Raw genomic sequence first — 18,254 nt, 5'->3', positions numbered from 1 at the left:
GCGCCAAGCCCCCAAGCTCAAGCCGCCGGGGGCTTGCGGGAGGGCGGGGCGCGCTGTAGTCACGGTCATCTTTGAGGATGCGGAGTAGAAAAATGGACGACCAGACCCCGGATGCAACCTATCGCGTGACCGCTGACGAGCTACGCCAGTTCATCGAGCGTATCGAGCGTCTCGATGCCGAAAAGAAGGATCTTGCCGAGCAACAGAAAGAAGTCATGGCCGAGGCCAAGGCGCGTGGTTACGATACCAAGGTGATGCGCAAGGTTATCGCCCTGCGCAAGCGCGACAAGGACGATATCGCCGAAGAAGAAGCGGTGCTCGAAATGTACAAGGAAGCGCTGGGAATGTCGTGAGATCGGCAATCTGCAGCTCAATGGCCGCAGAGCGGCCGCGCGCACCTCGTGGAGGCTGCAGGGCACGGGAAGGTAAGTCTGGATGATAGAGAAAATCAGCGGGTGCAAGGCCGCCAGCGCGGCGCTGGCAGGACTGATGCTGCTGCCTTTCCCCGCGCTGGCACAGGAGCGTGGCGCAAAGGATGGCTGGGCCTTCACCGTCACCGCCGGTTTGCTCGCGGCGCCGAATTTCTTTGGTGACGACGATTATCAGGTTGTCGCCATTCCCAGCATAAGTGCGACCTATGGCGAGCGCTTTGCCATCTCGTTTCAAGGCATCAGCTATGATTTCGTGTCAAGCGGCCCGCTGACGATCGGGGGCCGCCTGTCATATGACGGCGGCCGCGATCAGGATCTGGACAACAGCTTTTTCAATATCTGGGACAGCGGCTCGGACGATCTGGCTGGGCTGGGCGATGTCGATGACACGATCGAGCTGGGTGGGTACATCGGCTATGACTGGCAGCGTTACGAAGCCAAGCTGGATCTGCGTCACGCCGTGAACGGCGGGCATGACGGCTTGCGCGGAACTGCCGAGTTCAAGGCAAAGGGCAGAACGACGGCTTTTGGCAAGCCGCTGTTCTTTACCATCGGACCCGAAATCTCGTTTGGGGACGACAATTACAACAGCGCTTATTTCGACGTGACTGCGGCCCAATCGCTCGCGTCGGGAATTTCCCCCTTCGATGCCGGGGGCGGCATCAACGCCATCGGCATTCATGCCGGCACGATGACGCCTCTGACCGAGCGTGTTTCGCTGATCGGATTCTTTGGATACGACCGGCTGACCGGCGACGTCGCCAGCTCCTCGATCGTGTCCGAACGCGGCTCGGAGCATCAGGGCACCGCCGGGATGTTCATCTCCTACAGCTTCTGAGAGGCTGCCGGGACAAACAAAAAAGGCCGCGCAGATATCTGCGCGGCCTTTTCCTTGTTCTGTGACCGCTGCGATCAGGAGTCGTCTTCGTCCGACTGCTGCTCGACGGCTTCGGCCAGGTCTTCGTCGTCCGATGCGGCCGAGCCGATATCGTCGAAGAGTTCCGCAATCTCGAAATCGGCTGCCGCTTCTTCTTCGGCCGCCAGTTCCTGGATCGACTTGCCGGATGCCTGCAGTTCGGCCTCTTCGGGCGAACGGGCGACGTTCAGCATGACGGTCGCGTCGACTTCGGGGTGCAGCGAGACGTGGATCTCGTGCAGGCCCAGTTCCTTGATCGGCTTGCCCAGCGACACTTGCTTGCGATCAACGGTAAAGCCGTTCTCATTGGCTGCGTCAGCCGCATCGCGCGTGGTGACCGAGCCATAGAGCGCCCCGGAATCGGCGGCCTGGCGAATCACGATGAACTGCTGACCGTTCAGCTTGTCGGCCATCGCCTCGGCCTCTTTGCGGGTCTCGAGGTTCTGCGCTTCGAGATGCGCCTTGCGCGCCTCGAAATCGGCGATGTTGCGCTCGGAGGCCGACAGCGCCTTGCGCTGGGGCAGCAGGTAGTTGCGTGCGAAGCCCGGCTTGACGTCGACGACGTCGCCCATCTGGCCCAGCTTGGCCACACGCTCGAGAAGGATAACTTGCATGATCTTACTCCTTACTTGACGGCGTAGGGCAGCAGGGCGAGGAAGCGGGCGCGCTTGATAGCACGGGCCAGCTCACGCTGCTTCTTGGCCGAGACGGCGGTGATGCGCGAGGGCACGATCTTGCCACGCTCGGAGATGTAGCGCTGCAGCAGGCGGGTGTCCTTGTAGTCGATGCTAGGTGCGTTCTCGCCCGAGAAGGGGCAGACCTTGCGGCGACGGAAAAACGGTTTTGTAGCCATGGTTTATGTCCTTTTCTTCAGGCGTTGATCAACGGCGCTCGCGGCGCTCGGACCGCTCGTCGCGCTTTTGCATCTGGACCGAAGGCAGCTCTTTGTGCTCATCGACCTTGATGGTCAGCGTGCGCATGACATCGTCGTGCAGGCGCATCAGGCGCTCCATTTCCTGAACGGCCTCGGAGGGCGCGTCGGAACGTAGGAACGCGTAGTGACCCTTGCGATTCTTGTTGATCTTGTAGGCCATCGTCTTGACGCCCCAGTACTCGTGATCGACGAGTTTGCCGCCGTTGTCGGACAGCACGGTGCCAAAATGTTCGATGAGGCTTTCCGCCTGGGCGCTGGACAGGTCCTGGCGCGAGATAAAGACATGCTCGTAAAGGGGCATGTTGGATCCACTTCTATCAAGGCGCATTTCATAGGCGGGGCAATTCGTTTCGCGGCCCCACCACGAGAGACTGCGCGGTTCATACGTATCTGCGAAACGAGGCCGACCCTTACAGCCATCCCCTGGCGCGCGCAAGGGCGGCGGGGCGCCGCCCTCATTTGATCGCGCCATTGCCCCAATTGGGCCGAATTTCCTTGTCATCCGTTAACCAATCCGCAGATCGCCCCATTCCAATGACGAGGGCCAATGACGAGGGACAAGAAAAATGACAGCACTTCCCGACACATTCATGCCTGAAGGTCCGTTGCGCCATCAGCGCCAGGTGCCTCTTTGTCATGTCGAGGCCGGCGAGACGGGCACTCTGCGCCGCACCGCCTCGCGCTGCACGGCGGCTGCGCTGTTGCTGGCGGCGGTAGGTCTTTGGCTTGTGCCGGTGATCGACGGCGACGCGATGATGCAGCTCTACAAGCTGGCGTTTTCGGGTGTGCTGGCTGTGGTCGGCGTGATCCTGCTGACCGGTGGCCAAGCGCCTGTCGGACCCGAGGTCTACCTAAACCCGCGCACGCGGGAGCTGACCATCATCGAGCGGGATGCCCAGAAAAATATCTGCTCGCAGGCGAGCCACGATATCGACACGCTGGGTGATGTCGTTCTGCGCGACGGGCTGCTGACCGCACGTTGCGGCGCGGGCATGCCGCTGATGAGCGTGCCGGTTACCGACCCCAAGGTCGAGGCCGCGCTTCATGACATGCTGGCTGGTCGGGGGATCTGATTCGGCGCGGGCGACGCAGGCATCGGCAAGCCTGCGCCGCTCCACACGACCTGTTTGTTTCTGCGCGATTGCCTTGCGCCCTGTTTGCGATACCTTGGTACCTGAGTGCCCGTAACAAACAGGAGATCTGACAATGAAGACTTCGCTTATCGCCGCCGCCGTTGCGCTGACCGCCACTGGCGCCGCTGCCGCCCCCGAGGCCTATACGCTGGATTCCAGCCACAGCCAGGTCATGTTCACCTACGACCATCTGGGTTATTCGACCACGTTCAACATGTTTGCCGGTTGGGAAGGCCAGATCATGTTCGACGAGGCCGATCCGGCCAATTCCTCGGTCGAGGTGTCGATCCCGCTGTCCTCCTTCTATACCGGCTGGGAAAAGCGGTTCGAGCACCTGATGGGCCCGGATTTCTTTGGCGCCGACGACGGCGACATGATCACGTTCAAATCCACGTCCATCGAGGTGACGGATGATGATGAGGCGATCATCACCGGCGATCTGACGATCAATGGCATCACCAAATCCGTGCAGCTGGAGACCGAGCTGAATCAGAGCGGGTCGCACCCGATGCAGAACAAGCCTTGGCTGGGTTTCGATGCCGAGACGACGATCAAGCGCTCGGATTTCGGCGTTGGCGCCTATGCGCCGAACATCAGCGACGAGCTGGATGTCGAGATCTCGATCGAGGCTGGCAAGGCCGAGTGATCCGGCGCTAACGCGCCGCTGATCAAGGCCCGCGCTCCGGAATGGGAGCGCGGGCCTTTTTTTCATGGTCACTCCTGCGGTGCCTCGCCTCGGGTTGCCGTCAGCGCCCAGTCGATGCGGACATCGAAGGCCAGCGAGCTTTCGTCCTGCGTTCCGGTCCCGATCCCGAAATCCAGCCGGTTGACTGTCAGCGCGCTAGACGCCTCTGCCGTATCGCCCTCGATCACCAGATCGACGGGCATGCGCACGGGCACGGACTGGTCCTTGATGCGCAGGGTGCCGTCGGCTATCAGCCCGTCCTCTTCGATCAGATCGGCCTCGAACACGGCCGTCGGATATTCCTCAGCGGCAAGGAAATCGGCCCCCATCGCCTGCCCGGTGACCGAACCCAGCGTCAGCGACGGGATCGAGACGGTGACAGTGACCGCGCCGTGCCGCCCGTCTGAATTCGCCTCCGGGTCATAGCTGATATCCGCCGTCCAATCCTCGAAGCTGCCGGTCACGTCCGAGCCGTTCTGAACGATGGTGATGTTCAGGCTGCCATCCTCGACCTGCCATTCGCTGCTGACCTCTGCCAGCGCCTCGGCGCGCGCGTCCTCCTCCGGGGTCAGCCAACCGGCCCAGGCGCCCAGGCCCAGGGCCGCGCCCCAGACGGCCAGCGCCGCAAGAACCGGCAAAACATGGCCCGGCTGACGGTCGGTCGGCAAGGCGGTCAGGTGGCCCGGCAGCATCCGGCGGAGGGTAGCGTCGCGGTCGATGACGTGATGCTTGAGCGCGCCCGCGACATGCAGGGCGATGGCGCCCGCCAGCACCCATTGCAGGATGAAATGCAATGCGGCCGAGATTTCGGCCACGCCCGGGTCCTTGGGCACAAAAGGCAGGCCCTGGCCCAGAGGCCACCAGATCGGCGCATAACCCGTCGTCGCCGCATGATGCACCCAGCCGCTGAGCGGGACCGCCACCAGCGTGCCATAGAGCAGCCAGTGCACCGTCTCGGCCAGCCACGCTTCCAGCGGCTTGTCTCCGTTCAAGAGTGCTGGCTTGGGCTGTGCAATAGCCCAGAGGATGCGCATCAGGGCGAGCGCAAAGATCGTAACACCCAGCGTCTTGTGTATGGAAAACAGTAGCTTGGCCCATTCCAGCACCGCGTCGGTGGTGGCGATCTCCGGCGCCTCGATCCTCTCGGCCAACTCGCTGGCGATCCAGCCCAAGGGAAACATGGTCAGGATCATCAGCGCGATGGTCCAGTGAAAGAACTTGGTGACACTGCCATAGCTGGTCGTGGAATTGCCAAGGTGCATGGAGGACGTCCTTTTGCGGTTTTATCGCGCCAAGGGTAACGCATTGCCTCGCGGGGGCAATCCTGCGGGAACGCACAATTCCCCTGCGCCATTGCCTCGCGGGCGCTTGCGCGGTATCGATCCTGTCAGTCAGTCGAGGCCAATGATAACAGGGAGGGCCAGCATGGGCCGAGCATTCATTTTTCCGGGGCAGGGCGCGCAGACCATCGGTATGGGCCGTGCGCTGGCCGAGGCTTATCCCGCCGCGCGCGATGTGTTCGACGAGGTCGACGATGCGCTGGGCGAGGCGCTGTCCGCGACCATCTGGGACGGCAATCAGGACACGCTGACGCTTACCCAGAATGCGCAGCCTGCGCTGATGGCCACCTCTCTGGCCGCGCTGCGCGCGCTCGAGGCCGAGGGCGTGACGCTGGATGCCGCCGATTTCGTCGCTGGCCATTCGCTCGGCGAATATTCCGCGTTGGCCGCGGCAGGCGCGCTCAGCATTGCCGATACCGCCCGCCTCCTGCGCATCCGTGGACGCGCCATGCAAGAGGCCGTGCCGGTGGGCGTCGGCGCCATGGCCGCGATCCTCGGGCTTGATTTCGAGGCGGTGACGGCATTGGCCAAGGATGCCGCAGAGGGCGATGTCTGCCAGGCGGCAAACGACAACGATCCCGGACAGGTCGTCGTCTCGGGCCACAAGGCCGCAGTCGAGCGCGCGGTCGACATGGCGAAAGAGCGCGGCGCCAAGCGCGCGATGCTTCTGCCGGTCAGCGCCCCGTTCCACTGCGCCCTGATGCAGCCCGCCGCTGAGGTGATGAAGGACGCGCTAGAAGAGGTCGCGATGGACGCGCCCGCCGTGCCGTTGATTGCCAATGTGCGCGCCGCCGCCGTGACGGACCCCGAGGAGATCCGCGCGCTTTTGGTTGAGCAGGTCACAGGCTCCGTCCGCTGGCGCGAGAGCGTGGGCTACATGGCGCAGCAGGGCGTGACCGAGACATGGGAGATCGGCGCGGGCAAGGCGCTGTCGGGCATGGTCCGCCGGATCGAGCGCGATATCGCTGTGCGTAATATCGGCACCTCCGAGGATGTGGCCGCTGCCGCCGCCGCGTTGCAAGAGACTTGAGAGGAATTCATGATGTTTGATCTGACAGGCAAGACCGCGCTGGTGACCGGCGCATCGGGGGGTATCGGCGGCGAGATCGCCCGCGTCCTTCACGCTGCGGGCGCCACCGTGGGTCTCAGCGGCACCCGGACCGAGCCGCTGGAGGCGCTGGCCAAGGAGCTTGGTGAGCGCGCACACGTCCTTCCCTGCAACCTTTCGGACAAGGACGCGGTCGAGGCGCTGCCGAAACAGGCGATCGAGGCGATGGGCAGCCTCGATATCCTCGTCAACAATGCCGGGATCACGCGCGATCAGATCTTCATGCGCATGTCGGATGATGAATGGCAAAGCGTGCTGGACGTGAACCTGACCAGCACGATGCGCCTGTGCCGCGGCGTGATGCGCCCGATGATGAAGGCGCGCTGGGGCCGGATCATCAACATCAGCTCGATCGTGGGCGCGACTGGAAATCCCGGCCAGGCCAACTACGCCGCCTCCAAGGCCGGTGTCGTCGGCATGACCAAATCCATCGCCTACGAGGTCGCCAGCCGCGGGATCACCGCCAATGCGGTCGCCCCCGGCTTTATCGCCACGGCCATGACCGAGAAGCTGACGGACGACCAGAAGGCCAAGATCAACGGCCAGATCCCGGCCGCCCGCATGGGCACCCCCGGCGAAATCGCGGCGGCGGTTCTGTATCTGGCCAGCGACGAGGCGGGCTATGTCACCGGATCGACGTTGCACGTCAATGGCGGCATGGCGATGCTGTAGAAATGCCCGGCATATCCGCGCCGGACAATACGGCGAAAACATTTGCCTCGCGCGCGCCATATGCTATAGGCGGCGCAGATTTGCCGGGGGAGCGCAGCGTGGCTTTGCCCGGCTTGCCGTGATCGGCATTGACTTACCGCCCGCAAAGGGCACCATTCACGTCGCCACCCGCCTGTCGGGCGGGGGCAAAAACGGGCCGAGGCGCCCATCGAGAAAACAAGGATTATGACATGAGCGATATCGCAGACCGCGTGAAGAAGATCGTAGTCGAGCATCTGGGCGTCGAAGAGGACAAGGTTGTCGAGAACGCTTCCTTCATCGACGATCTTGGCGCAGACAGCCTGGACACGGTCGAGCTGGTCATGGCCTTCGAGGAAGAGTTCGGCATCGAGATCCCCGATGACGCCGCCGAGAACATCCAGACCTTCGGCGACGCGGTCAAGTTCATCAAGGAAGCGTCCTGAGGGGCGGCCGGGCCGGCGGCTGGCTTCCATGCCGCGCGCCACTCCCGGCAATGACGTGATGGCAGTCACTTAATCGACATCATCCGAAGACATAAAAAAGGGCGCTGGATCATCCAGCGCCCTTTGTCGTTCAACTGCTAAGGGGCCGCGCTGGGCGCGGCCGCTCTCACATCAATTCCAGAAGCCTTCGTCGACGCCCGGCATCTCTTCCAACTGCTCTTCGTTCATGCGCGTGACGAGAGCATAGCTCTGGTCGTCGACCGGCACGAGACGGACATCTTCGACGGCGATCATGACGTGCTTGTCACCAATGTCGAGAAAGCCGCCGACTTCGGCAACAATGCCCTTCATCTGGCCGTCCTTGGACAGGACCACGTCCTCGATCTCGCCGACCTGGTTCCAGTCTGCGCCGACGCTGTCATACGCGACGCCGTCCCAGCCTTCGTCATCGGCTTCGTTCGTGGTGTAGACGGCACCGCCGGTGATGTCGCGCGTGCGGATCAGCTCGCCCTGCATCTCGTTCAGTTCCATCGACTTGTTCATGTCGCCATGGTTGTCGGCCATTGCGCCGGTTGCTGCGATGGTCAGGGCGAATGCGCTTGCGGTCAGATGTTTCATAATCATTGCCTCCTAGAGTTTTTAGATTGCATCTGCGGACACAACGGGCGCTCCCGGTTTGGGTTCCAGAAATTTTCACGCGGCTTCACGGCCCGGTGATGTGACGTGCTGGCCGCGAATGGTGCGGCGAATGCCGATTTGGGAATATCGGGGTACCGCTCGAATGTGGCATTCTGGACCTGCCACCGCGCTGGGCGGTGCGACGATTGCGGGGCAGGACCATGATCATTTATCCCACACTAGAACTTCTGGATGGCAAATGCGTCTCGCTGACGCGCGGCCAGCTTGACGAGCCGGTTCTGTGGCATGTCGATCCGGTTGAAACGGCGCGGCGGTTTGCCGATGCGGGCGCTGAGTGGATGCATGTGACCGACATCAACGGCTTGCGCGGCGACGGCGAGAATAACGCGCTGGTCGAGGAGATCATCCGCGCCGCGCGCATTCCCGTGCAACTGGGCGGCGGTTTCCGGTCGCGCGATCAGGTCGCGGCCTGGATCGACCGGGGGGTAGGCCGTGTCGTCATCGGCACCATGGCCGCGCGCAATCCCGATCTGCTGCACCAGCTGGCCAAGCGGTATCCCGATCAGGTCGTCATGTCGCTTGACGTGTATGAGGGCAGTGTCGTTACCGATGGCTGGCGCGAACGATCAAGCTTTGCGCCCGACAGTTTTCTCAAGGCCTTCGAGGATGATCCGCTGGCGGGAGTCATCGTGACCGATGTGGGGGCGATGATCGGCGAGACTGACGGGACGCTGGGGATGATCAGCGGCCTTGCGGCGCGCACGCGCCATCCCGTCATCGCGCGCGGCACGGTTTCGAGCGTCGATGACATCGCGCGGCTGAAATACGTGCCCAACATCGCGGGGACATTGATTGGCCATGCGCTGATGGCCCATAATGTCGATCTGGCCGAGGCAATTGCGATGGCCGATGCCCCGAACGAGCCTGTGGCCGCCTTTCAGTAAGGCGGCGGGCCGCCACCACGCCAGCGCGGACTTGCCCCCCGGCCCCAAGCCGGGGTAAGAGCGGCGCCAACGAACTTGTTGGAAGGGGCAAAATATGCGCCGTGTTGTCGTAACGGGCCTTGGATTGGTCACACCGCTGGCCTCCGGCGTCGAGGAAAGCTGGAGCCGCCTTCTGGATGGCCAATCGGGCGCTGGCCCGATCACGCGTTTCGATCCGGTCAACGTGCAGACGAAGTATGCCTGCGAGGTTCCCCTTGGCGATGGCACGGACGGCACGTTCAATGCCGACGACTACATGGAGCCCAAAGAGCGCCGCAAGGTCGATGATTTCATCCTCTACGGTGTCGCTGCTGCGCAGCAGGCGGTCGAGGATGCGGGCTGGATGCCCGAGGACGAGGAGGCGCGCGAGCGTACCGGCGTCATGATCGGCTCCGGCATCGGCGGGCTGCGCTCCATCGAGGAGACGACGCTGATCATCCGCGACAAGGGCGTGCGGCGTGTCTCGCCCTTCTTCATTCCAGGCGCGCTCATCAACCTCATCAGTGGCCAGGTGGGCATCCGCTATGGTTTCAAGGGGCCGAATCATTCGGTGGTCACGGCCTGCTCGACCGGCGCACATGCCATCGGCGATGCCGCGCGGCTGATCATGTTCGGCGACGCCGACGTGATGGTCGCGGGCGGCGCCGAGGCGGCGATCTGCGAGATCGGGATCGCAGGCTTCAACGCCTGCAAGGCCCTCTCGACCAAGCGCGCCGATGATCCCAAGGCGGCCAGCCGGCCCTATGACGCGGACCGCGACGGTTTCGTCATGGGCGAGGGCGCCGGCATCGTCGTGCTGGAGGAATACGAGCATGCCAAGGCGCGCGGCGCCAAGATCTATGCCGAGGTTCTGGGCTATGGCCTTTCGGGCGACGCCTATCACATCACCGCCCCCAGCGAGGATGGCGAGGGCGGCTACCGCGCGATGAAGATGGCGCTGGGCCATGCCGGGGTCGAGCCGAAGGACGTGGACTACATCAACGCGCATGGCACCTCGACCATGGCCGACACGATCGAGCTGAAGGCGGTCGAGCGCCTGTTGGGCGATGCGGCCTCGAAGGCGACGATGAGTTCGACCAAGTCGGCAACTGGCCACCTTCTGGGCGCTGCAGGCGCGATCGAGGGCATCTTTGCCATCCTCGCCATTCGCGATCAGGTGATCCCGCCCACGATCAATCTGGACAACCCGGCGGTCGAGACACCGCTGGATCTGGCCCCGAACAAGAAGGTCGAGCGCAAGGTCAAGGTGGCCCTGTCGAACAGCTTCGGCTTTGGCGGAACGAATGCCAGCGTCTGTTTCGGTGCCGTCCGCTGATGTGGCGCAATATTGCCTCCAGCGCGATCAGCTTTCTGGTCGTGATTGTTTTTCTCTTGGGCGGTGTCATCGTCTGGGGCCAGAACACCTACACCGCTGAAGGCCCGTCTGACGCGCCCGTCTGTCTGCGGGTCGAGCGTGGCGCGTCCATGCGCACGACCTCAGCCAAGCTGGCGGAACAGGGCGCGATCACCAGCCCGATGATCTTTCGCATCGGCGCCGATTATGCGGGCAAGTCCGGCGATCTCAAGGCGGGTAGCTGGCTGATCCCCGCGCACGCGACGATGGACCAGATCACGGGTATCATCACCCGCGGCGGGGCCAGCACCTGCGGCACCGAGATTGTCTACCGCATCGGCGTGACCGATAGCGAGATCGAGCTGCGCGAGCTGGACCTGGAATCGAACCGCTATGTCGAGAAGGCGGCCTATGATCCGACTGATGAGGAGGCCCCCGAGGCCTTTGCAGAGGTGCGCGCGCAGGCCGATACACGCTACCGCGTCGCCATTGCCGAGGGCACGACCAGCTGGCAGGTGGTGGAAGGCCTGAAGGCCGTCGAGGTGCTGGAGGGCGAATTGGCCGAGATCCCCGCCGAGGGCACGCTTGCGCCCAACAGCTACGAGGTGACCAAGGGCGACACCCGCGCCAGCGTGATCGAGCGGATGACCGAAGCGCAGGAGGTGATCGTTGCCACCGCATGGGCCAGCCGCGCCGAAGGTCTGCCGCTGGAGAATGAGCAGGAATTGCTGGTCCTCGCGTCGATCATCGAAAAGGAGACCGGCCTGCCGGATGAGCGGCGGCAGGTCGCCTCGGTGTTCGAGAACCGTCTGAAGCGCGGTATGCGCCTGCAGACGGACCCTACCGTGATCTATGGCATCACCGAGGGCAAGGGCGTGCTGGGCCGCGGCCTGCGCGCGAGTGAACTGCGCGCCGCAACCCCCTGGAATACCTACGTGATCGAAGGGTTGCCGCCCACACCCATCGCAAATCCGGGCGAGGCAAGCATCATGGCGGCGGTCGATCCGGCTGTGACGGAGTACGTGTTCTTCGTGGCAGATGGCAGCGGCGGGCATGCCTTTGCCGAGACGCTGGAGCAGCACAACGCCAATGTCGCCAAATGGCGCCAGATCGAGGCCGAGCGCAATCAGTCCGAGTGACGCGGCGTAGCGCAGGCGCCCGGCGCTGGCCGGGCGTTCTGCGGCGAAAGGGCGCTTGACGCCCAGTGCCGACCGGGCCAAGAACGGGCCGCGACAGCCCCCATGACAGGAGCGACAGATGGCCCGAAATGGAGCAAGCAGCGCCGAGATGCGCGACCGAGACCCGTCCAAGCGGATCGGCGCCCTGGCGTCTCTGGCCCCGTTCCTTGCGCCCTACAAGCTGCTGATGGCGGCGGCTGGCGCCGCGCTCTTCTTGACGGCGGCGGTGTCGCTGACCCTGCCGCTGGCCGTGCGCCGTGTGATCGACAATTTCAACGCCGAGAATGGCGAGATACTCGACCGCTATTTCATGGCAGCGCTGCTGATTACCGCGCTATTGGCCGTGGGTACGGGGCTGCGCTATGCGCTGGTGACCAAGCTGGGCGAGCGTGTGGTCGCCGATATCCGGCGGGCCGTTTTCGACCGCGTGATCGGGATGAGCCCGGTCTTCTTTGAAAAGATCATGACCGGCGAGGTTCTCAGCCGGATCACCACCGACACCACGCTGATCCTCAGCGTCATCGGCTCGTCCATCTCGATCGCGCTGCGCAATGCGCTGATCTTTGCGGGCGGCCTTGTCCTGATGATGGCGACGTCGCCCAAGCTGACCGGTCTGGTCCTTTTGATCGTGCCACTGATCATCGTGCCCATCATGACGCTGGGGCGCAAGCTGCGCCGTCTTAGCCGTGACAATCAGGACTGGATCGCCGAAAGCTCGGGCAAGGCCTCCGAGGCGCTGCTGAGCGTTCAGGCCGTGCAGGCCTTTACCCATGAGGCCGCGACGCGCGATGATTTTGGCGCCGCGACCGAGCGCAGCTATCAATCCGCCCGCCAGCGCATCCGCGTGCGGGCGATGATGACGGTGATCGTGATCTTCCTCGTCTTCACCGGCGTCGTCTGTGTCCTCTGGATCGGCGCGCGCGATGTGCGCGGCGGCGACATGAGCGCAGGCTCGCTGGTGCAGTTCGTGATCTATTCGGTCATGGTGGCGGGCGCCGTGGGCGCGCTGTCCGAGATCTGGGGCGAGCTTCAGCGCGCCGCGGGCGCGACCGAGCGTCTGGTCGAGCTGCTGCGCAGCAACGATCCGGTTCAGGATCCTGCCGCGCCTGCCGCGCTTCCGGCGCATGTCACTGGTGATATCCGCTTCGAGAACGTCGAATTCGTCTATCCCGCGCGTCCGGATGTGCCCGCGCTGCACGGGTTCGACCTGCATATCAAGCCGGGCGAAACCGTCGCGCTGGTCGGCCCATCGGGCGCGGGCAAGACGACCGTGATCCAGATGTTGCAACGCTTCTATGATCCGGTGTCGGGCCGCGTCCTGCTGGACGGTGTCGCGCTAGCCGATATGCGGCGCGATGCGTTTCGCCGCGTGATGGCGCTGGTTCCGCAGGACCCGGTGATCTTTGCCGCCTCGGCGCGCGAGAATATCCGCTTTGGCCGCCTTGACGCTACCGACGCCGAGGTGGAGGCTGCAGCGCGCACGGCGGCGGCGCATGAGTTCATCATGGATTTGCCCGAAGGATATGACAGCCCCGTGGGCGAGCGCGGCGTGATGCTGTCCGGTGGTCAGAAACAGCGCATCGCCATCGCCCGCGCCATCCTGCGCGACGCGCCGGTCCTTTTGCTGGACGAGGCGACCAGTGCGCTGGATGCCGAGAGCGAGCGCGCGGTGCAGGAGGCCGTCGACAAACTGGCCGAGGGACGCACCACGATCATCGTTGCGCATCGCTTGGCCACGGTGAAAAAGGCCGACCGCATCATCGTGATGGAGGCGGGCCGCATCGTGGCGACCGGCACGCATGACAGCCTTGTAGCCGAAGATGGTCTTTATGCGCGGCTGGCCAAGCTGCAATTCACCGGCGGCGCCTGAAGGGCCATTGCTGCGCCCTTTGCGGGCGGTGCATGAGTATTTGCCTCCAAGATGAAGTAGGGGGGCTGGACGCCGCAGGCGGCGCTGATATGTTCGGCGGCATGAAGATAGCAACCGCCGCATACCCGCTGGATCCGCTGCCCGACTGGGCGGCTTACAAGGCAAAACTGACCGAATGGGTGAGCCATGCCGCTGGGCAAGGGGCCGAGCTTCTGGTCTTTCCCGAGTATGGCGCGCTTGAGCTGTCGATGCTGGCCGGTGCCGAGAAGGCTGGCGATCTGGAAGGGTGCCTGCGCGCGACCTCGGACCTTATGACCGACGCGAATGACCTGCATGCTGATCTGGCATCGGCGCATAATGTTCATATTCTCAGCGCATCTGCACCTGTATTCGACGATGCAATCGGCCCGCGCCCTGTGAACCGCGCCTGCCTTTTCACGCCGGGCGGGGGGCGCGGCATTCAGGACAAGCAGATCATGACCCGCTTCGAGCGGACGCCTTGGGATGTCGTGCCGGGCGGCAAGCTGCAGGTGTTCGACACCAGCCTTGGCAAGGTCGCGATCCTGATCTGCTATGATAGCGAGTTTCCAATGCTGGCGCGGGCCGTCAGCGAAGCCGAGCTGCTGCTGGTACCCTCCTGCACCGACACGCTGGCAGGCTATAGCCGGGTGCGAATCGGCTCGATGGCGCGGGCGCTCGAGGCGCAATGCGTCAGCGTGATGTCGTCGCTGGTGGGCGATGCGCGTTGGTCGCCAGCGGTCGATGTCAATATCGGGATGGGCGGTATCTTTAGCCCGCCGGATCATGGATTTCCCCCCACCGGAATCATCGCCGAAGGCGTTCTCAACCAACCGGGCTGGACGATTGGCGAGATTGATATGTCCCGTGTGGCACATGTGCGCGCCGATGGCGGCGTTCTGAACCGGGCCCATTGGGCCGATCAGGCCGGGCGCGATGCGGCGCCGCCCACGGTCACGCTGCGCTGAGCGCGGAAATCGGCCGGCCCGATGGCGGTGCCATTAGGGCCTTGCGTTAATAGCCCTTGAAAAAGGCAGGGAATGGGGCCATTTAAGGCGCTGTTCCGCGCAGCAGTGCGGAAAGTACCGCTTTAGGAGACCACATGGCCAAGGAAGATACGCTCGAATTTCCCGGTGTCGTCAAGGAACTCCTGCCGAATGCGACATTCAGGGTCGAGCTGGAAAACGGCCATGAGATCATCGCACATACGGCAGGCAAGATGCGCAAGAACCGCATCCGCGTTCTGGCAGGCGACAAGGTGCAGGTCGAAATGACCCCCTATGATCTGACCAAGGGCCGGATCAATTACCGGTTCAAGTAACGGCGAAACGTTGTTTCGCGCTTTTTTAGATTTGGTGCGGCAACGCGTTTTGCCAGAGGTGAAACGTGTCCGCGCCCCGTCTGAAAACCGGATGCTATGAGCGTTTCATCTGATCCCTTGCCGCGCCTTGTTTTAGGCTCGGCCAGCCCGCGCCGCCGGGATCTATTGGCGCAGATTGGCGTGGTGCCGGACGAGATCCGCCCCCCCGATATCGACGAGGCACCAGCCAGGGCCGAATTGCCGCGACCCTATTGCATCCGGATGGCGCATGAAAAGGCGCTGGCTGTGGTTGCGGAGGAAGAGGATATCGTCCTCTCTGCGGATACGACCGTAGCCCTCGGGCGCCGCATTCTGGGCAAGCCTGACAGTATGGGCGAGGCCGAGGGTTTCCTGCGCGCACTTTCCGGGCGGCGCCACAGCGTCATCACCGCCGTGGCCGTGCGCCGCGGCGCGCGTGTCTGGCAGCGCGACGTGCTGACCAAGGTCAAGATGAAGCGTCTGTCGGATGACGAAATCGCCGCCTATCTCGCCACTGGCGACTGGCAGGGCAAGGCGGGTGGATACGGGATACAAGGCCCGGCCGGGGCGTTGATCCCGTGGATTTCAGGCTCGTTCACGGCCGTTGTCGGTCTGCCATTGGCAGAGACGGCGGTGTTGCTGCGGGCCGCAGGTTGGAGGGCGCAGGCATGAGCCGCGAGACCATCGTTTTGGATCATCTGGGCGGGCGAGAGGCCGCCGCGCGTCTTGTGGGCGGACGCCTTGAGGATGTGCTGATCGACAGCGACGCGGCCCGTGTCGGCACCATCTATCGCGCCATTGCCGATCGCCCGGTCAAGGGGCAGGGCGGCATGTTCCTGCGCACGCCTGACGGCCCGGCCTTCCTGCGGCAGGTGCGCGGCCTTGCGCCGGGGCAGGCGCTGCTGGTGCAAGTCACGGGGCAGGCCGAACCGGGCAAAGCCTTGCCGGTGACGCAAAAGCTGCTGTTCAAATCGCGCTACGCCATCGTGACGCCGGGTGCGCCGGGCCTGAATGTCAGCCGCCGAATCAAGGATGATGACCGCCGCGACGTGCTGATCCAGATCGCGCGCAGCGAAATGGACGGGGCCGAGATGGGGCTCATCCTGCGCTCCTCCTGCCTCGAGGCCGAGGACGAGGCCATTGCCGAGGATATACGCGCCATGGCCGATCTGGCCGCCGCTGTCATGGGCGATGCGGCGGGCGAGGCCGAGGTTCTGACCGAGGGCGACGGGCCGCACCAGTTGGCTTGGCGCGACTGGACCGAGCCCGCCGATGTCGTGACCGAGCCGGGCGGGTTCGAGGCCGAGGGCGTGCTGGACCAGCTTGAGCAGTTGGGCCAGCCCCATGTCCCCCTCAGCGGCGGCGCCGCGATGTATGTGGAGCCGACGCGCGCCCTGATTGCCGTGGACGTCAACACGGGCGGCGATACCAGCCCCGCTGCCGGCCACAAGGCGAATCTCGCCGCCGCGCGCGAGCTGCCCCGCCAGTTGCGCCTGCGCGGCCTTGGCGGGCAGATCACGCTGGACCTCGCGCCGATGGCCAAGAAGGATCGTCGCCAGTTCGAGGATGCCCTGCGCGCCGCATTCCGCGCGGATAGCGGCGAGACGGCGCTGGTCGGCTGGACGCCTCTGGGCCATTACGAGTTGCAAAGGAAGCGCGACCGCGCGCCGCTGGAGGTGCCTCAATGAGCTGCCCAATCTGCAACAAGCCGACCGTGTCCGCACACCGACCGTTCTGTTCGAAGCGCTGCGCGAACCTCGATCTTGCCCGCTGGCTGGGCGGCGGATACGCGATTCCCTCAACCGATCCCGAAGATATTGAAGCTGCCATCGAAGCGGCCGAAGCCGAACGTGCAAAACCCCATTGAAAAAGTTGCCAAAGCCTCTGGACAGCGCCCGGACCCTCGCCTAGAACGCCCTCACCCGAACGCTCAAGCGTTCCCGATGCCCGGGTAGCTCAGGGGTAGAGCAGTGGATTGAAAATCCTCGTGTCGGTGGTTCGATTCCGCCCCCGGGCACCATTATAAGACACTGTAAATATTGAATAACTTTCAGGTATCGCTTTTGGCTGTATGGAGTCAGTGCTGAGTGGGGACGCACTGGGGACGTGGATCGATGCGCACTCACTTTATTTCGAGAACTTTGCGGATTTTAGCTTCATGGACTTGCGCCGTTTTCGTTCCGGTGTGTTGCTCACGTGAGGCCGCGAGCTTCTCGGAGGCCACGGGTGAATTTCCGTTCAGCGACGAATGACGCCTGCGAGGGTTGTAAAAGCCGTTGATGTACTCAAGGACCGCGATCTCGGCGTCCCTACGAGTTGCCCAAGTAGTGCGCCAGAGCAACTGTACGCGTTGCATCTAGCCCCTAGTTTAGGATCTTCCTCAGCAATTATCGAAGGCCTATGTTGACGCTGCGCGTCGACACGGCGGCAATGATTCAAGCGGAAAGTTTGAATTCGTTGTAAGTGCTCGGCCCGCGCCTTGGAAATGCGAAGCCTGCCATCCAGAGACCGAAGTATCCATCCAACCATGCCGCGCCCTGAACCAAGGGCAGCGATGCGCAGATAGTGACCTTGGCAATTGCTTGGCGTCGAGCGGCGTTAGACGTGGCTATCGGCCCATGGACGAAGCCGCTTCGCGGCATTGGCGCATGTTGCTGATGGGGTGAGCCGCCCATAACGGCGCGCACTTTGCGATCCGGCCGACCTGACTGACGATTGGGGCCTTCTCAATCATCAGACAGGAGGTTTCCATGACAGAGGAGAGAGTAAGCCCGCTGCGCCAGCGGATGATCGAAGACATGCGCATCCGTGGGATGGGCGACAAGGCGCAGAAGTCCCACATCCGGGCGATCAAGGATTTCGCCGTTTTCCTCGGGCGATCACCCGACACGGCGACGCCGGAGGATCTGCGCGCCTATCAGCTCCATATGACGGACAACGGGGTCACGCCCTCGACGTTCAACGTGCGGATCGTGGCGCTGCGGTTCTTTTTCGGCATGACCTGCGGGCGCGAAGAGATGAAGCGGTTCATGCAATTCCGCACGGAACCGCGCAAGCTGCCGGTCGTCTTCAGCGTCGAGGAGGTGTCCGACATCCTGATGGCGGCACCGGGGCCGGGCCTGAAGTATCGGGCTGCGTTGACACATCAGCTATGGTGCCGGGCTGCGCGCGGCCGAGGTCTGCAACCTCAAGATCGGCGACATCGACAGCG

The 18,254-nt window shown here is 63.6% G+C and carries 21 protein-coding genes, 1 tRNA gene and 2 pseudogenes; 18 read left to right on the top strand and 6 right to left on the bottom strand.

Translation table 11 applies throughout. The features are described 5' to 3' along the window. Positions 1-92 precede the first annotated feature (92 nt). Together ACEWPL_RS15735 and ACEWPL_RS15730 are read left to right on the top strand one after the other, a co-directional pair. The gene (locus ACEWPL_RS15735; protein ID WP_393929239.1) at positions 93-353 is read left to right on the top strand and encodes a DUF2312 domain-containing protein; all 261 of its coding nucleotides are present in this window, start codon (positions 93-95) and stop codon (positions 351-353) included. A gap of 82 nt (positions 354-435) precedes the next feature. After that, positions 436-1,269, top strand: a complete 834-nt coding sequence (locus ACEWPL_RS15730; RefSeq protein WP_393929241.1) for a MipA/OmpV family protein — start codon at positions 436-438, stop codon at positions 1,267-1,269. 74 nt (positions 1,270-1,343) lie between these two features. Here ACEWPL_RS15730 and rplI read toward each other — a convergent pair whose 3' ends face one another. From rplI to rpsF, 3 genes are read right to left on the bottom strand one after another with little or no spacing between them, the layout of a single operon-like run. Next, positions 1,344-1,961, bottom strand: a complete 618-nt coding sequence (gene rplI / locus ACEWPL_RS15725; protein ID WP_393929243.1) for a 50S ribosomal protein L9 — start codon at positions 1,959-1,961, stop codon at positions 1,344-1,346. A gap of 11 nt (positions 1,962-1,972) precedes the next feature. Next, a complete protein-coding gene (rpsR, locus tag ACEWPL_RS15720) occupies positions 1,973-2,200 on the bottom strand; it encodes a 30S ribosomal protein S18 (RefSeq protein WP_393929245.1) in 228 nt (75 codons plus the stop codon). Positions 2,201-2,228: 28 nt separating this feature from the next. After that, positions 2,229-2,582, bottom strand: a complete 354-nt coding sequence (rpsF, locus tag ACEWPL_RS15715) for a 30S ribosomal protein S6 (protein ID WP_076531903.1) — start codon at positions 2,580-2,582, stop codon at positions 2,229-2,231. 265 nt (positions 2,583-2,847) lie between these two features. Here rpsF and ACEWPL_RS15710 point away from each other — a divergent pair, with 265 nt between their 5' ends. Together ACEWPL_RS15710 and ACEWPL_RS15705 are read left to right on the top strand one after the other, a co-directional pair. Further along, the gene (locus tag ACEWPL_RS15710; RefSeq protein ID WP_393929248.1) at positions 2,848-3,354 is read left to right on the top strand and encodes a hypothetical protein; all 507 of its coding nucleotides are present in this window, start codon (positions 2,848-2,850) and stop codon (positions 3,352-3,354) included. Between the two features lie 133 nt (positions 3,355-3,487). Next, on the top strand, positions 3,488-4,060 hold the full coding sequence (locus tag ACEWPL_RS15705) for a YceI family protein (protein ID WP_393929250.1): 573 nt from the start codon (positions 3,488-3,490) through the stop codon (positions 4,058-4,060). Positions 4,061-4,128: 68 nt separating this feature from the next. Here ACEWPL_RS15705 and ACEWPL_RS15700 read toward each other — a convergent pair whose 3' ends face one another. Next, positions 4,129-5,361: a cytochrome b/b6 domain-containing protein gene (locus ACEWPL_RS15700; protein WP_393929252.1), complete on the bottom strand. Its 1,233-nt coding sequence runs from the start codon at positions 5,359-5,361 to the stop codon at positions 4,129-4,131. A 163-nt stretch (positions 5,362-5,524) separates the two neighbouring features. On the opposite strand from ACEWPL_RS15700, the gene fabD reads away from it, so the two are divergent. The 3 genes from fabD (at position 5,525) to ACEWPL_RS15685 (ending at position 7,683) form a co-directional block, all read left to right on the top strand. Then, positions 5,525-6,469, top strand: a complete 945-nt coding sequence (gene fabD, locus ACEWPL_RS15695; protein ID WP_393929254.1) for an ACP S-malonyltransferase — start codon at positions 5,525-5,527, stop codon at positions 6,467-6,469. Positions 6,470-6,481: 12 nt separating this feature from the next. Then, positions 6,482-7,219, top strand: a complete 738-nt coding sequence (gene fabG / locus ACEWPL_RS15690) for a 3-oxoacyl-[acyl-carrier-protein] reductase (RefSeq protein ID WP_393929291.1) — start codon at positions 6,482-6,484, stop codon at positions 7,217-7,219. Positions 7,220-7,449: 230 nt separating this feature from the next. Further along, the gene (locus tag ACEWPL_RS15685; protein ID WP_076531917.1) at positions 7,450-7,683 is read left to right on the top strand and encodes an acyl carrier protein; all 234 of its coding nucleotides are present in this window, start codon (positions 7,450-7,452) and stop codon (positions 7,681-7,683) included. 171 nt (positions 7,684-7,854) lie between these two features. Here the strand turns inward: ACEWPL_RS15685 and ACEWPL_RS15680 are convergent, their stop codons facing one another. Continuing rightward, positions 7,855-8,301, bottom strand: coding sequence for a PRC-barrel domain-containing protein (locus ACEWPL_RS15680; protein ID WP_393929256.1), 447 nt, complete (start codon positions 8,299-8,301; stop codon positions 7,855-7,857). Positions 8,302-8,522: 221 nt separating this feature from the next. On the opposite strand from ACEWPL_RS15680, the gene ACEWPL_RS15675 reads away from it, so the two are divergent. From ACEWPL_RS15675 to ACEWPL_RS15630, 10 genes are all read left to right on the top strand, one after another. Next, entirely contained in the window at positions 8,523-9,266 is a 744-nt protein-coding gene (locus tag ACEWPL_RS15675; protein ID WP_393929258.1) for a 1-(5-phosphoribosyl)-5-[(5-phosphoribosylamino)methylideneamino]imidazole-4-carboxamide isomerase, read from the top strand. A gap of 94 nt (positions 9,267-9,360) precedes the next feature. Next, positions 9,361-10,620: a beta-ketoacyl-ACP synthase II gene (gene fabF, locus ACEWPL_RS15670; protein WP_393929260.1), complete on the top strand. Its 1,260-nt coding sequence runs from the start codon at positions 9,361-9,363 to the stop codon at positions 10,618-10,620. Then, entirely contained in the window at positions 10,620-11,777 is a 1,158-nt protein-coding gene (gene mltG, locus ACEWPL_RS15665) for an endolytic transglycosylase MltG (protein WP_393929262.1), read from the top strand. The genes fabF and mltG overlap by 1 nt, the downstream gene beginning before the upstream one ends. A gap of 118 nt (positions 11,778-11,895) precedes the next feature. Next, a complete protein-coding gene (locus tag ACEWPL_RS15660; protein ID WP_393929264.1) occupies positions 11,896-13,686 on the top strand; it encodes an ABC transporter transmembrane domain-containing protein in 1,791 nt (596 codons plus the stop codon). Positions 13,687-13,787: 101 nt separating this feature from the next. Continuing rightward, positions 13,788-14,672 (top strand): carbon-nitrogen hydrolase family protein, encoded by an 885-nt coding sequence (locus ACEWPL_RS15655; protein ID WP_393929266.1) that lies wholly within the window; start codon positions 13,788-13,790, stop codon positions 14,670-14,672. A gap of 134 nt (positions 14,673-14,806) precedes the next feature. After that, positions 14,807-15,025 (top strand): translation initiation factor IF-1, encoded by a 219-nt coding sequence (gene infA / locus ACEWPL_RS15650; protein WP_005978431.1) that lies wholly within the window; start codon positions 14,807-14,809, stop codon positions 15,023-15,025. Positions 15,026-15,121: 96 nt separating this feature from the next. Then, the gene (locus ACEWPL_RS15645) at positions 15,122-15,715 is read left to right on the top strand and encodes a Maf family protein (RefSeq protein WP_393929277.1); all 594 of its coding nucleotides are present in this window, start codon (positions 15,122-15,124) and stop codon (positions 15,713-15,715) included. Continuing rightward, the gene (locus ACEWPL_RS15640; protein ID WP_393929279.1) at positions 15,712-16,731 is read left to right on the top strand and encodes a ribonuclease E/G; all 1,020 of its coding nucleotides are present in this window, start codon (positions 15,712-15,714) and stop codon (positions 16,729-16,731) included. The genes ACEWPL_RS15645 and ACEWPL_RS15640 overlap by 4 nt, the downstream gene beginning before the upstream one ends. Further along, a complete protein-coding gene (locus ACEWPL_RS15635) occupies positions 16,728-16,910 on the top strand; it encodes a DNA gyrase inhibitor YacG (protein WP_393929281.1) in 183 nt (60 codons plus the stop codon). Before ACEWPL_RS15640 ends, ACEWPL_RS15635 begins: the two co-directional genes overlap by 4 nt. A gap of 78 nt (positions 16,911-16,988) precedes the next feature. Then, positions 16,989-17,063: transfer RNA gene (locus tag ACEWPL_RS15630), tRNA-Phe, on the top strand. Positions 17,064-17,243: 180 nt separating this feature from the next. Here ACEWPL_RS15630 and ACEWPL_RS15625 read toward each other — a convergent pair. Further along, a pseudogene (locus ACEWPL_RS15625) lies at positions 17,244-17,393 on the bottom strand (IS3-like element IS1133 family transposase); the annotation flags it as partial. 400 nt (positions 17,394-17,793) lie between these two features. On the opposite strand from ACEWPL_RS15625, the pseudogene ACEWPL_RS15620 reads away from it, so the two are divergent. Next, positions 17,794-18,254, top strand: a pseudogene (locus ACEWPL_RS15620) (tyrosine-type recombinase/integrase); the annotation flags it as partial.

Source organism: Roseovarius roseus, from assembly GCF_043355935.2.
Lineage (GTDB): Bacteria > Pseudomonadota > Alphaproteobacteria > Rhodobacterales > Rhodobacteraceae > Roseovarius > Roseovarius roseus.
This window is presented reverse-complemented; position numbering and strand designations above follow the sequence as displayed.

Coding starts and splice junctions, on each gene's coding strand:
- ACEWPL_RS15660 (WP_393929264.1), top strand. CDS start 11,896: ATGGCCCGAAATGGAGCAAGCAGCGCCGAGATGCGCGACCGAGACCCG.
- rpsF (WP_076531903.1), bottom strand. CDS start 2,582: ATGCCCCTTTACGAGCATGTCTTTATCTCGCGCCAGGACCTGTCCAGC.
- ACEWPL_RS15640 (WP_393929279.1), top strand. CDS start 15,712: ATGAGCCGCGAGACCATCGTTTTGGATCATCTGGGCGGGCGAGAGGCC.
- ACEWPL_RS15685 (WP_076531917.1), top strand. CDS start 7,450: ATGAGCGATATCGCAGACCGCGTGAAGAAGATCGTAGTCGAGCATCTG.
- fabF (WP_393929260.1), top strand. CDS start 9,361: ATGCGCCGTGTTGTCGTAACGGGCCTTGGATTGGTCACACCGCTGGCC.
- ACEWPL_RS15705 (WP_393929250.1), top strand. CDS start 3,488: ATGAAGACTTCGCTTATCGCCGCCGCCGTTGCGCTGACCGCCACTGGC.
- ACEWPL_RS15730 (WP_393929241.1), top strand. CDS start 436: ATGATAGAGAAAATCAGCGGGTGCAAGGCCGCCAGCGCGGCGCTGGCA.
- fabG (WP_393929291.1), top strand. CDS start 6,482: ATGTTTGATCTGACAGGCAAGACCGCGCTGGTGACCGGCGCATCGGGG.
- ACEWPL_RS15700 (WP_393929252.1), bottom strand. CDS start 5,361: ATGCACCTTGGCAATTCCACGACCAGCTATGGCAGTGTCACCAAGTTC.
- ACEWPL_RS15710 (WP_393929248.1), top strand. CDS start 2,848: ATGACAGCACTTCCCGACACATTCATGCCTGAAGGTCCGTTGCGCCAT.
- ACEWPL_RS15680 (WP_393929256.1), bottom strand. CDS start 8,301: ATGAAACATCTGACCGCAAGCGCATTCGCCCTGACCATCGCAGCAACC.
- rplI (WP_393929243.1), bottom strand. CDS start 1,961: ATGCAAGTTATCCTTCTCGAGCGTGTGGCCAAGCTGGGCCAGATGGGC.
- ACEWPL_RS15655 (WP_393929266.1), top strand. CDS start 13,788: ATGAAGATAGCAACCGCCGCATACCCGCTGGATCCGCTGCCCGACTGG.
- mltG (WP_393929262.1), top strand. CDS start 10,620: ATGTGGCGCAATATTGCCTCCAGCGCGATCAGCTTTCTGGTCGTGATT.
- ACEWPL_RS15735 (WP_393929239.1), top strand. CDS start 93: ATGGACGACCAGACCCCGGATGCAACCTATCGCGTGACCGCTGACGAG.
- infA (WP_005978431.1), top strand. CDS start 14,807: ATGGCCAAGGAAGATACGCTCGAATTTCCCGGTGTCGTCAAGGAACTC.
- fabD (WP_393929254.1), top strand. CDS start 5,525: ATGGGCCGAGCATTCATTTTTCCGGGGCAGGGCGCGCAGACCATCGGT.
- rpsR (WP_393929245.1), bottom strand. CDS start 2,200: ATGGCTACAAAACCGTTTTTCCGTCGCCGCAAGGTCTGCCCCTTCTCG.
- ACEWPL_RS15635 (WP_393929281.1), top strand. CDS start 16,728: ATGAGCTGCCCAATCTGCAACAAGCCGACCGTGTCCGCACACCGACCG.
- ACEWPL_RS15675 (WP_393929258.1), top strand. CDS start 8,523: ATGATCATTTATCCCACACTAGAACTTCTGGATGGCAAATGCGTCTCG.
- ACEWPL_RS15645 (WP_393929277.1), top strand. CDS start 15,122: ATGAGCGTTTCATCTGATCCCTTGCCGCGCCTTGTTTTAGGCTCGGCC.